Source organism: Streptomyces sp. OZ13, from assembly GCF_052068155.1.
In the GTDB taxonomy this organism is placed as follows: Bacteria; Actinomycetota; Actinomycetes; order Streptomycetales; family Streptomycetaceae; genus Streptomyces.
The window spans coordinates 168,776-180,142 of record NZ_JBQHCZ010000016.1 but is presented as its reverse complement, the minus strand read 5'-3'; the positions used below and the strand labels follow the sequence as shown (position 1 = coordinate 180,142).

At 70.2% G+C, this 11,367-nt stretch carries 10 protein-coding genes, 5 tRNA genes and 1 pseudogene; 10 read left to right on the top strand and 6 right to left on the bottom strand.

Annotated elements, in window-relative coordinates:
* The 4 genes and pseudogenes from ACTMTU_RS29345 to ACTMTU_RS29330 all read right to left on the bottom strand — a co-directional run.
* A pseudogene (locus ACTMTU_RS29345) lies at positions 1–116 on the bottom strand (ATP-binding protein); the annotation flags it as partial.
* Entirely contained in the window at positions 97–501 is a 405-nt protein-coding gene (locus ACTMTU_RS29340) for a DUF742 domain-containing protein (protein WP_005311458.1), read from the bottom strand. The pseudogene ACTMTU_RS29345 and the gene ACTMTU_RS29340, both read right to left, overlap by 20 nt.
* Positions 502–640: 139 nt before the next feature.
* Positions 641–1,054 (bottom strand): roadblock/LC7 domain-containing protein, encoded by a 414-nt coding sequence (locus tag ACTMTU_RS29335; RefSeq protein ID WP_005311457.1) that lies wholly within the window; start codon positions 1,052–1,054, stop codon positions 641–643.
* Positions 1,055–1,063: 9 nt separating this feature from the next.
* Complete coding sequence (locus ACTMTU_RS29330) at positions 1,064–4,735, bottom strand: nitrate- and nitrite sensing domain-containing protein (RefSeq protein ID WP_441266454.1); 3,672 nt, start codon at positions 4,733–4,735, stop codon at positions 1,064–1,066.
* A gap of 579 nt (positions 4,736–5,314) precedes the next feature.
* Between ACTMTU_RS29330 and ACTMTU_RS29325 the strand changes: the two genes are divergently transcribed.
* The 10 genes from ACTMTU_RS29325 to ACTMTU_RS29280 all read left to right on the top strand — a co-directional run bounded on the left by ACTMTU_RS29325 (position 5,315) and on the right by ACTMTU_RS29280 (position 10,019).
* Positions 5,315–5,488: a hypothetical protein gene (locus tag ACTMTU_RS29325; protein ID WP_441266453.1), complete on the top strand. Its 174-nt coding sequence runs from the start codon at positions 5,315–5,317 to the stop codon at positions 5,486–5,488.
* Between the two features lie 122 nt (positions 5,489–5,610).
* A complete protein-coding gene (locus tag ACTMTU_RS29320) occupies positions 5,611–6,384 on the top strand; it encodes a fumarylacetoacetate hydrolase family protein (protein WP_441266452.1) in 774 nt (257 codons plus the stop codon).
* Positions 6,377–7,852: a glutamate--tRNA ligase gene (gene gltX / locus ACTMTU_RS29315; protein ID WP_441266451.1), complete on the top strand. Its 1,476-nt coding sequence runs from the start codon at positions 6,377–6,379 to the stop codon at positions 7,850–7,852. The genes ACTMTU_RS29320 and gltX overlap by 8 nt, the downstream gene beginning before the upstream one ends.
* 118 nt (positions 7,853–7,970) lie before the next feature.
* Positions 7,971–8,657, top strand: a complete 687-nt coding sequence (locus ACTMTU_RS29310; RefSeq protein WP_441266450.1) for a DUF4241 domain-containing protein — start codon at positions 7,971–7,973, stop codon at positions 8,655–8,657.
* A 45-nt stretch (positions 8,658–8,702) separates the two neighbouring features.
* Entirely contained in the window at positions 8,703–9,425 is a 723-nt protein-coding gene (locus ACTMTU_RS29305) for an HAD family hydrolase (protein WP_441266449.1), read from the top strand.
* A gap of 90 nt (positions 9,426–9,515) precedes the next feature.
* Positions 9,516–9,587 (top strand) — tRNA-Gln (locus ACTMTU_RS29300).
* Between the two features lie 21 nt (positions 9,588–9,608).
* A tRNA-Glu gene (locus tag ACTMTU_RS29295) sits at positions 9,609–9,681 on the top strand.
* Between the two features lie 87 nt (positions 9,682–9,768).
* Positions 9,769–9,841: transfer RNA gene (locus tag ACTMTU_RS29290), tRNA-Glu, on the top strand.
* Positions 9,842–9,857: 16 nt separating this feature from the next.
* Positions 9,858–9,929, top strand: a tRNA-Gln gene (locus tag ACTMTU_RS29285).
* 17 nt (positions 9,930–9,946) lie between these two features.
* Positions 9,947–10,019: transfer RNA gene (locus tag ACTMTU_RS29280), tRNA-Glu, on the top strand.
* 183 nt (positions 10,020–10,202) lie between these two features.
* Here ACTMTU_RS29280 and ACTMTU_RS29275 read toward each other — a convergent pair.
* Both ACTMTU_RS29275 and ndgR read right to left on the bottom strand, forming a co-directional pair.
* Positions 10,203–10,451 (bottom strand): SCO4226 family nickel-binding protein, encoded by a 249-nt coding sequence (locus ACTMTU_RS29275; protein ID WP_441266448.1) that lies wholly within the window; start codon positions 10,449–10,451, stop codon positions 10,203–10,205.
* Positions 10,452–10,575: 124 nt separating this feature from the next.
* Positions 10,576–11,292: an IclR family transcriptional regulator NdgR gene (ndgR, locus tag ACTMTU_RS29270; RefSeq protein ID WP_005311436.1), complete on the bottom strand. Its 717-nt coding sequence runs from the start codon at positions 11,290–11,292 to the stop codon at positions 10,576–10,578.
* Between the last annotated feature and the right edge of the window lie 75 nt (positions 11,293–11,367).

Sequence of the window (11,367 nt, the reverse complement as noted above, 5' to 3'; positions counted from 1 at the left end):
ATCTCCGAGACGGCGCCGACGAACGTGGTCTTGCCCACGCCGAAGCCGCCCGCCACCACGATCTTCGCGCTGGTGGTCGATCGCGCAGCACCGCCGCTAGAGCTTGCGAAGTCCACTGAGCACCCTTTCGAGCAGTGTCACATCCGGCGTGCCGCCGGCCTCTCCGTTGCCCGGCTGGTGAATGGCCACCATGCCGGCCTCCGCCAGGTCGGCGACAAGGATCCGCGCGACACCCAGCGGCATCGACAGCAGCGCCGAGATCTCGGCGACGGACTTGACCTCCCGGCACAGATGACAGATCCGCTGGTGCTCGGGAAGCAACCCGGCGAGCAGGGCCGGATCGGCCGTCGTGCTGACCAGCGCCTCGATGGCGAGCTGGTAGCGCGGCCGGGTCCGGCCGCCGGTCATGGCGTACGGACGTACCAGCGGCTGGTCGCCCTCGTCCCCGTACGCGTCTACCGACGTACCGTACGGATCGTGAGAGGCGGGTGGCGGGGTCATGAATCCTCCGGGCGTGACAGCAAGTGGTCGGCTGTGCCGTCTGGTTGGGCCGGTGGGGGGCCTTTGGCGGCCGTGCTGGTGACGGTGCGTTGGCTGATCGCCGCGAGCCGGTGCGTGGGGTTCGGCTCGCGGCTCGGGCTCAGTGCAGAAGGCTTCCCTGGAGTTCGGCGCGCAGGTCCGGAGTGAGGACGCTGCCCGCACGGTCCACGAGGAGCGCCATCTCGTAACCCACGAGGCCGATGTCGCAGTCGGGGTGCGCGAGCACGGCCAGCGAGGATCCGTCGGATACGGACATGAGGAAAAGGAACCCCCGTTCCATCTCCACGACGGTCTGGCTCACCGGACCGCCTTCGAAGATCCGGGAGGCGCCCGCGGTCAGCGACGTCAGACCGGAGGCCACGGCCGCCAGCTGATCGGCGCGGTCGCGCGGGAAACCTTCTGACATCGCCAGCAGAAGACCGTCGGCGGAGACCACCACCGTGTGCGACACCCCTGGGGTGTTGTCCACGAAGTTGGTGATCAACCAGTTCAGATTCTGCGCCGCCTGGCTCATCGGGCTCAACTAACGCTCCTGCTGGTGAGAGGGGCCGAGGTTGAAGCTTCCGGTCGTCGAGCTGTTCTGCTGACGGCCTTGCTGGATGCCCCGGCGGAGATTGGTCAGCCTGCCGCGCACATCGTCCGGCGCGCGCGAAACCTGCGGACCGGCCTGGTGGTTCTGCTCCTGAGCGGTGCCCGGCACGAGGTTGGCGCGCGGGACCCGCCGGGGCAGGCCGGAGGTGGTGACGCCGCCGGCCGCGGGCTTCCTGACCCGCTCGGCCTGACGCACCAACTCGTCGTTGGGCGAGGAGCGCCAGGCACCGCTCGCATGGGACCCGTTGCCCGGGGTCGCCGGGCTCTGCGCGGGTGTGCGCTGCGGGGCCGGCTGAGCGGGACGCTCCACCGGTGCCTGCTGCTCGTCGGCGGGCCGGCCGCCCCCCTGGACACCGCGGAACCAGTTGGTCTCCAGAGTGTCGTACAGCGGGGTACGGCCGTCACCGGGCCCGGCCGGGGGCAGGGCCTCCGGCTGATGCGGGGCGGGCAGCCCGGCCGCCGGCCGCGGCGGCGCGAAACTCGACTCGTCACGGCGCTGCGGAGCGGGCGGCTGCGGCGCTCCGAAGTCCGGGCGGGCGAACTGGGCCGTGGACGCCGGGTCCTGCGCCTCCGGGCGGCCGTACTGGCCGGCGGAGGACTGGTTCGACGCCCCGTACACGTCGGGGCGCACGAACTGCCCCGTCGAGGAGGGACCGGCCGGGAGGCCGGCCTGCGGCGGACCGGCGTTGTAGTCGGGCCGCACGAACTCGGCGGTCGAGCCCGGACCCCGGTTGCTGTCGTGGTCCTCGTGACCGCGCGGCGCGTCGGCGGACGGCCGCTGCGGCTGCGACGGCTGTTCACTGCCCCAGCTGGTGGTCTGCGGGCGCTGCGGCCGCGGCGGCACGGGCTCGTCGCGCCGGGGCGCGGGGCCGCCGGGCAGCTCGGCACGGGGACCGCCGGGCGGGGGCAGCTGACGGCCGCGGTCGCCCGCGGCGGGCGCCGCACCCTTCTGGAAACCGTTCTGGGGAGCCTCGTTACGCGCGGGAGCACCCTGCGCACCACGGCCGCCGCCGAACGCGCCGCCATGACGGGGGCCGTCCTGCGCCTGGCCGGGCCTGCCGCCCTGGCCCTGCTGACCCGGTCCCTGCTGGCCCGGTCCCTGCTGACCCGGTCCCGGCATGCCCGGGGCGCTCTGCATGCCCTGGGCCGGACGGCCGGCGTCGTCACGGGCGGGCAGTGCGGCGCGTGGAGCCGAACCGGCGCCGACCTGGCCGCGAGCCGCGCCCGCACCGAGCCTGTTGCCGGGAGCACTTCCCGCGCCGCCGGGAGCACCGCTGAGCGGGCCGCCGCCGTTGTTGCCGCCCGCGTTGCCGCCGCCGAGGCCGGGACGGCCACCGCCGGGGCCACCGGGACGGCCGGGCAGACCCGCCGGAGCACCGCCGGCCGGCGCAGCGGCGCCCTGGCCGCCCGCACCGGGCTTCGCCGGAGCCTTCTTGCCGCCGTGGGCGACATCGACGGGCAGCATGACCAGCGCGGTCGTGCCACCGGAGTCGGAGGGACGCAGCTGGATGCGGATGCCGTGTCGCAGGGACAGCCGGCCGACCACGAACAGACCCATGCGGCGGGAGACGGAGACGTCCACGGTGGGCGGCGACGCCAGCCGCTCGTTGATCGCGGCGAGGTCCTCGGGGGAGAGGCCGATGCCGGTGTCGTGGATCTCGACCAGGACGCGTCCGTCGGGCAGCGCGTGACCGGTGACCCGGACCTTGGTCTGCGGCGAGGAGAACGAGGTCGCGTTCTCCAGCAGCTCGGCGAGCAGGTGCACGAGGTCGTTGACGACGCGGCCCGCGACCTCGGTGGCGGGCACGGAGGCCAGCTCGATGCGCTCGTACTGCTCCACCTCGGAGGCGGCGGCACGGAGTACGTCGACCAGCGGCACGGGGCGGGTCCACCGGCGGCCCGGCTCCTCACCCGCGAGGACCAGGAGGTTCTCACCGTTCCGGCGCATACGGGTCGCGAGGTGGTCGAGCTTGAACAGCGAGGAGAGCTGGTCCGGGTCGGCCTCGCGCGACTCCAGTTCGGAGATGAGCGAGAGCTGGCGCTGGATAAGACCCTGGCTGCGGCGCGAGAGGTTGGTGAACATCGCGTTGACGTTGCCCCGCAGCAGCGCCTGCTCGGCGGCGAGGCGGACCGCCTCGCGGTGCACGTCGTCGAAGGCCGCGGCCACCTTGCCGATCTCGTCGCGGGAGTGGACACCGACGGACTCGACGGAGGTGTCGACGTCCTGCGGGTCGGACTCCGAGAGCTGCTTGACCAGCTCGGGCAGACGGTCCTGGGCGACCTTGGTCGCGGTGTCCTGGAGCCGGCGCAGCGAGCGGATCATGGAGCGGGCCACGACGAACGCGCCGACGAGGGACACGCCGAGGACGATGAGGATCAGCGCACCGTTGATGATGGCGTCCTGCTGGGACGCCTCGCGCAGCTTGCGCGCCTCGGCCTCCATCTGGCCGAGCAGCGTCTGCTCGATGGTCTTCATCGCGTTGATGCGGACCGAGTAGTCGTCGGTCCAGTCCAGGTGGGAACGGATCGGCAGCTGGGCGAGGCCGTTCTCGTTCTCCAGGACGCGCTTGGCGTACTGCTCGGCCGCGGTGATCGTCGGGTTCTCGTTCTCCAGCGGCGCCGTCAGTTCCTCGGAGTCACCGCCGGTGGACTCGTAGATCGCCTTGAAGCTCTTGAGCTCCGTCTCACCGTTCTCGAGCGCCGCCTGTCCGTAGAGGCGGTCGTTCTCCGTGAGGCCGGGTGTCGCGGCGTCGTCACCGCCGGGCAGGGCCGCGGCGATGATGGCGCGCTGGATCGACGCGTACTCCTTGGCGGAGGAGAACGCCGCCAGGGCGCGCGTGCGCTTGATCATCTCGGGGTTGCTGGTCGCCTGCGCCATGTCCTGGGAGAGGCTCAGCAGCGACTCGATCAGACGGCTGTAACCCTCCACCGTCTGCGACTTCGGAACCTTGCCCTTGTAGGCGGTGTTCCGGATGGTGTTGAGGTTGTTGACCTGGACGGCGATCTGGTTCGCGTTGGCGCGGATCGACTCCAGCGCCTCGTCGTCGTCCTTGTTCGGGATGGAACGGGTGGCCTCGAGGAAGGCCTTGCGGGCGCGGTCGGTCTGGGTACGCGGGCCGGAGACCTTGAAGTCGGTGTCGATGGAGCCGTTGGCCAGCGGGCCGGCGGAGAGGTCACGCTCCTGCTGGAGCGCGTGCGCCAGCTCGGTCGCTTCCGTCGTCATCTTGGTGAGCAGCTGCATGTGGTCCAGCTGCTTCATGTCGTCCATGGACTCGTTGATACGGAGTCCGCCCAGCGTGGTCGCCGCGACGACCGGCAGGGTGAGCAGGGACACGAGGCGCGTGCTGATGCGCCAATTGCGCAGCGCTATTCGCGAACCGGTGTCCGTGGGGCCCTTCGGCCGGGCCGGTGAGCCGGCGCCGTCGGCCGGGGAGGCCTTGACGCCGGACGCCTTGGCGCCGGCGCGGCCTGCGCGCTCACCACCGTCGCCGGGGGCCGCCGGTCCCTGGTTGTGGGTGTGCTGGGGCGAGGAGCCGCGGTCGGTCCCGCCGCGCGGCTCCTGTTCCGCCGCGCTGTTGCCATCCCTCTTGAAACGTCCCTGCACTAGCGTCGCAACCTCTGGACCAGGCGTCCCTCCGCTTGTACGGCGGGACGGTGTCGGCGTCGTGGGGCAATGATCGCGCCCCATGGTGGTCGTGAGTGACCGGCGCTGCTCCCCCTTCCCCGCCGCAACTCGGCGCTGCGTTGCGCCCTTGCGCGCCGGTTCGAAACCCGCGGCGGTTCGTGGAATTCCAGCACAGTGCCGGATCTCCAACAAGGGCCACGTACCGGCCTGTGACCTGGATGACACGATGTAAGCGTGCGGTCACAAGTCGTGGGGGTCGTTCCTGGGTAAAACGGACTTCTATCCACGAGTCGCTTAGGGGGAGGGGGTGTCCCAGTCGCGATGATCAGGAGCGGAATAAGGGCTTCAGTGGCTTAATGTCCGGTTCCGCATGCGTCATCAGGGGTCCGTATTGCCTGTTTTGCCCGTCTCTTCGTGAGCAAACTCACACGGTGATCGTTGAGTCTTCCTGGCATTCGACGGGAATCCGATGTTTAGCCTGACGCTTTACAGGGATGGGCAATCCGTCAACCGCGCTCCTCCACAGCGCCCGCACTCGGACAAGGTCAGACACGCCACATGAAGACGACGATGATGTTCCGCAACATAGCCAACCCCCGGCGCACCACCCTCGCCCACCTCAAGGACGCGGAGGAGCTGCAGACGCCGGAGCAGCAGGAGCACTCGCTCGAGCTTCCCGCCCAGACGGCCAACCCCCGCCGCACGATCCTCATGGACGCCCCCGTCCGCTGACCGCCGGCGTCATCACCGCCGTCACGTACACGGTGACGCAGCCGGTCGGGCGTCCCTCGCCGCGTTAGCCTGGAGCGTCAGTCTCCGGCCAGCGACCAAGTAAAGAGGGGCGACAGCATCCCGTGCGCATCGCCAGGTTCTCCATCGACGGCAATGTCGCCTTCGGCGCGGTCGAGGACGGCCCAGACGGCCTTGTCCTCGACATCATCAAGGGCATTCCGTACGCCGACTTCGAGCTCTCCGGGACCAAGGTCCCGCTGAGCAAGGTCCGTCTGCTGCCGCCCGTGCTCCCCAACAAGGTCGTGGCCATCGGCCGCAACTACGCGGAGCACGCGGCGGAGCTCGGCAACGAGGTCCCGGACGTACCCGTCGCCTTCTTCAAGCCCACCACCTCGGTGATCGGCTCCGGTGACGCCATCGAGTACCCCTCGTTCTCGAACGAGCTGCACCACGAGGCCGAGCTCGCCGTCGTCATCGGCCGGATGTGCCGCGAGGTCCCCCGCGAACGCGTCAAGGACGTCATCTTCGGCTACACATGCGCCAACGACGTCACCGCGCGCGACGTGCAGCAGCGCGAGAAGCAGTGGGCCAGGGCCAAGGGCTTCGACACCTCCTGCCCGCTCGGCCCCTGGGTGGAGACCGACCTCGACCCGGCCGACGTGACGATCCAGTGCACCGTCAACGGCGAGCAGCGCCAGCTGGGCCGCACCAGCGAGATGGTCCGGTCCGTCGAGGACCTGATCGTGCACATCACCGAGGCCATGACGCTGCTCCCGGGCGACGTCGTCCTCACGGGCACCCCCGCGGGGGTGGGCCCGCTCAACGTCGGCGACGAGGTCGCCGTCACCATCGAAGGTATCGGCACTCTCACCAACAAGGTGATCAAGCGTGGCTAACGGCTCCGTCCGCGTACGTTTCTGTCCCTCCCCGACCGGCAACCCCCATGTGGGCCTGGTCCGCACCGCCCTGTTCAACTGGGCCTACGCCCGGCACACCGGCGGCACCATGGTCTTCCGCATCGAGGACACCGACGCGGCCCGTGACTCCGAGGAGTCCTACAACCAGCTGCTCGACTCGATGCGCTGGCTCGGGCTCGACTGGGACGAGGGTCCCGAGGTCGGCGGCCCGCACGCCCCCTATCGCCAGTCGCAGCGGATGGACATCTACAAGGACGTCGCCGAGAAGCTGCTGGCCGGCGGATACGCGTACCACTGCTACTGCACGGCCCTGGAGCTCGAGGCCCGCCGCGACGCCGCCCGCGCCGCCGGCAAGCCCTCCGGCTACGACGGCAAGTGCCGCACGCTGAGCGCCGAGCAGAAGGCGGCGTACGAGGCGGAGGGCCGCGAGTCGATCGTCCGCTTCAAGATGCCGGAGGAGCCGATCACCTTCACGGACCTCGTCCGCGGCGAACTGACCTTCACCCCGGACAACGTCCCGGACTACGGCATCGTCCGCGCCAACGGCGCCCCGCTCTACACGCTCGTCAACCCCGTCGACGACGCGCTGATGGAGATCACCCACGTCCTGCGCGGCGAGGACCTGCTGTCCTCCACCCCGCGGCAGATCGCGCTCTACAAGGCGCTCATCGAGCTCGGCATCGCGAAGGAGATCCCGTCCTTCGCGCACCTGCCGTACGTCATGGGCGAGGGCAACAAGAAGCTCTCCAAGCGCGACCCCCAGGCGTCCCTCAACCTCTACCGGGAGCGCGGCTTCCTCCCCGAGGGCCTGCTCAACTACCTGTCCCTGCTCGGCTGGTCCTTCTCCGCCGACCAGGACATCTTCACGATCCCGGAGATGGTCGCGAAGTTCGACCTCGCGGACGTCAACGCCAACCCGGCCCGCTTCGACCTGAAGAAGGCCGAGGCGATCAACGCCGACCACATCCGGATGCTGGACGTGAAGACCTTCACCGAGGCCTGCGAGCCGTGGCTGAAGGCCCCGCACGCCAACTGGGCGCCGGAGAGCTTCGACCGCGCCGCGTGGGAGGCCATCGCCCCGCACGCCCAGACCCGGCTCACGGTCCTCTCCGACATCACGGCGAACGTCGACTTCCTCTTCCTGGACGAGCCCGTCGAGGACGAGGCGTCCTGGGCCAAGGCCATGAAGGGCGACCCGGTGGCGCTGCTCACCACTGCGCGCGCCAAGCTCGAAGGCGCCGACTGGACCAGCCCCGAGTCCCTCAAGGAGGCCGTCCTGGCCGCCGGTGAGGAGCACGGCCTGAAGCTCGGCAAGGCGCAGGCCCCGGTCCGCGTCGCCGTGACCGGCCGCACGGTCGGCCTGCCGCTCTTCGAGTCCCTGGAGATCCTGGGCAAGGACAAGACCCTCGCCCGGATCGACGCGGCACTGGCGAAGCTCGCCGCGTAAGGATTCCTGTTCGCGTCCGAGGGGGCGGTGGCCGTGGAAGGCCACCGCCCCCTCGGCGTTGTCGGAGCGCACCACTAGGGTCGGTGGGATCCCGATCACCGCCCCGCCGGAGGACCCCATGCCCATGCCCGCCCCCGACTTCTCCTGGCACTTCACACCGGGCAACCGGTTCGAGGAGGAGGGCGGACAGGCCGGCACGATGTCCGTGACGCCGGCCGGCGAGCTGTGGCTGCCCACGGGCAGGGTCGTGGCCTGCGACCCCTTCGTCTCGCTCGGCACCGGCGAGTCCGAGCCCTTCACCGCTGAGGTGCCGCCCGGGCGTTACCGCGTGGAGTGCGCCGTCGCCACGATCACCGAACGCGACGAGGAACCCGCCGACGACGAGCCGCCGCACCTGCGGATCGCCGCCGCCCGCCTGCTGATCAAGGACACGGCGCCCGTCGCCTGGGAGATCGCCCACCAGGCCGGCCAGGACCCCGCCTCCCTCGCCGACGACGAGTTCTTCGCCTACGGCGTCGACGCCGGCACCGGCTGCTTCTACGACGCCGCCTGCGACGAGTCGTTCCCCGACTGCGTCGGCGACAAGGGCCCGCTCTGGGACGCCTTCGACGCCGGTGGGGACGCGGGGCTCGGCCCGCACACGATCACGGCCCCCGACACGGGCCACAACCTGATCGCCTTCATGTCCGGCTGGGGCGACGGCGCCTACCCGACCTGGGTCGGCCGGGACGCGGACGGCGATGTCACCTGCTTCGTCACCGACTTCTTCGTCGTCCCCTCGGAGGACGAGCGCGTCGCGGGGTGACGCGCGCCGTACCGGAGTCCGGCCCCGCCGCGTAATCTCGGCCCCATGCCGATCCGAGCCGTGCTCTGGGACATCGACGACACGATCTTCGACTACGCGAGCGCCGACCGCGTCGGCATGAGCAAGCACCTCGCGCACGAGGGCCTGCCCGAGGGGTACGCGAGCCTCGAGCAGGCCCTCGTCGCTTGGCGCGCGATCACCGACGTCCAGTGGGCCCGGTTCGCCGCGGGTGAGACCGACTTCCAGGGGCAGCGCCGCGACCGGGTGCGCACGTTCCTCGCAGCCCGGGACATGACCGACGCGGAGGCGGACGCCTGGTTCGGCCGGCATGTCAGGCACTACGAGGCGGCGTGGTCCCTCTTTCCCGACGCGGTGCCCGTTCTGGACCTGCTGGCCCATGACTATCGTCACGGGATTCTGTCGAATTCGAGCATCCACAACCAGGAGCGCAAGCTGCGGACGCTCGGCGTACGGGACCGTTTCGAGGCCGTCGTGTGCGCGGTGGAGATCGGGATCTCCAAGCCTGAGGCGGGGGCCTTCCTGGCCGCCTGTGAGGCCATGGAACTGGCTCCGCACGAGGTGGCGTACGTGGGGGACCAGCCGGACATCGACGCCCGGGGCGCCGTCGAGGCCGGACTCACCGGGATCTGGCTCGACCGCGCGGGGCTCGGCGGGCGTCCCGAACTGATCAGGATCACCGGTCTCGACGAGCTTCCGGGCCTGCTCCGCGCCGATACCCGTTTTGGAGCGCCGTCCACCTTCGGGTAATGTTCTTCCTGCGCCAAGGAGAGCGGGCCGAAAGCCCGGGAGCCGGAAGCGCAGACCGAACAAGACCCCCAGCCGGGGGTTGAGTTTTGGTGGCCTATGGTGTAATTGGCAGCACGACTGATTCTGGTTCAGTTAGTCTAGGTTCGAGTCCTGGTAGGCCAGCTCGCAGAGCTTATCTGCAAAGCCCCCGTTGTGTAGCGGCCTAGCACGCTGCCCTCTCAAGGCAGTAGCGCCGGTTCGAATCCGGTCGGGGGTACAGATCCTTCCCACGTGATCATCCGGGTCGCACCCGATGCTTCACGCGGTGACAACATCCGGCTGTCGCCGGGTGAGGATCGCTAGGGCCCCCGTTGTGTAGCGGCCTAGCACGCCGCCCTCTCAAGGCGGTAGCGCCGGTTCGAATCCGGTCGGGGGTACTGGTCTAAACCACCATGGGCTATGGTGTAATTGGCAGCACGAGTGATTCTGGTTCATTTAGTCTAGGTTCGAGTCCTGGTAGCCCAGCGCGTCGCAGGATGCATGCCCCCGTTGTGTAGCGGCCTAGCACGCCGCCCTCTCAAGGCGGTAGCGCCGGTTCGAATCCGGTCGGGGGTACAGAGTCCGAAGGGGCCTTCCGAGCAGTCGGAAGGCCCCTTCGGCGTTTCCGGCAACGCCTCTCCCGGTGGATGCTGTGGATCCCGGACCCGCTCCATCTCCCGTGCGCCCGGGACGAGTTCGGCGCGAGGACACAGCAAGAGGCTCCCGCCGCCGGGGCAGCAGGAGCCTCGGGGACCGGCTTCACACAACGAGAGGCACCGGGTGGATCTCGTCGGCGGGGTGGCCCGTGCGCTCGTGGATGCGCTGCACGGCGTCCGCGGAGGGGCCCTCGGACAGGCAGTACACGGTGCCCGTCTCCGGGTCCGCCCACGCGTTCTTGAAGTGCACGCCCTCCTCGCCCTCGATCGCGAGGTCCGCGCGGTGCGCCTCCATCAGCTGATCACTCGTGATGCCCTTCATCCCGCGGTGTACGTCCATGAACTCGGTCATCGCTCCAGCACCTCCGTCGCTCGCAGGTACTTCCATGCTGCACCTGCACGGGCCCGGGAACACCTCCGGCCGACCCCTGCGGCGTTGAAGGGGCCGGCCGGACGTGGACGTACGGAATGTGGGATCAGCCGTTGCGGCGCAGCGCCTCGCTCAGGCGGGCCGCGGCGTCGATGACCGCCTGGGCGTGCATACGGCCCGGGTGGCGGGTCAGGCGCTCGATCGGTCCGGAGACCGAGACGGCGGCCACCACGCGGTTGGAGGGGCCCCGCACGGGCGCGGACACGGATGCCACGCCCGGCTCGCGCTCGCCGATCGACTGTGCCCAGCCACGGCGCCGGACGCCGGACAGGGCGGTCGCCGTGAAGCGCGCGCCCTGGAGCCCGCGGTGAAGGCGCTCCGGCTCCTCCCAGGCCATCAGGATCTGGGCCGAGGAGCCGGCCTTCATCGTGAGCGTGGAGCCGACGGGCACGGTGTCCCGCAGTCCGGACAGCCGCTCGGCCGCCGCGACGCAGATCCGCATGTCTCCCTGCCGGCGGTAGAGCTGCGCGCTTTCGCCGGTCACGTCACGCAGGTGTGTGAGTACCGGCCCGGCCGTGGCCAGCAGCCGGTCCTCGCCCGCCGCGGCGGCGAGCTCCGCCAGCCGCGGGCCGAGGATGAAGCGGCCCTGCATGTCGCGCGCCACCATACGGTGGTGCTCCAGTGCCACGGCCAGGCGATGTGCTGTAGGTCGTGCGAGTCCCGTGGCCGCGACCAGCCCCGCGAGGGTGGCCGGACCGGACTCCAGGGCGCTCAAGACAAGGGCCGCCTTGTCGAGGACGCCGACGCCGCTAGAGTTGTCCATGCAACGATACTCGCGTCTCACTCTGTGAAACGCAAGTTCAATTTTCTCCGGAACTTGCCACGCTGTAGTGGCGGC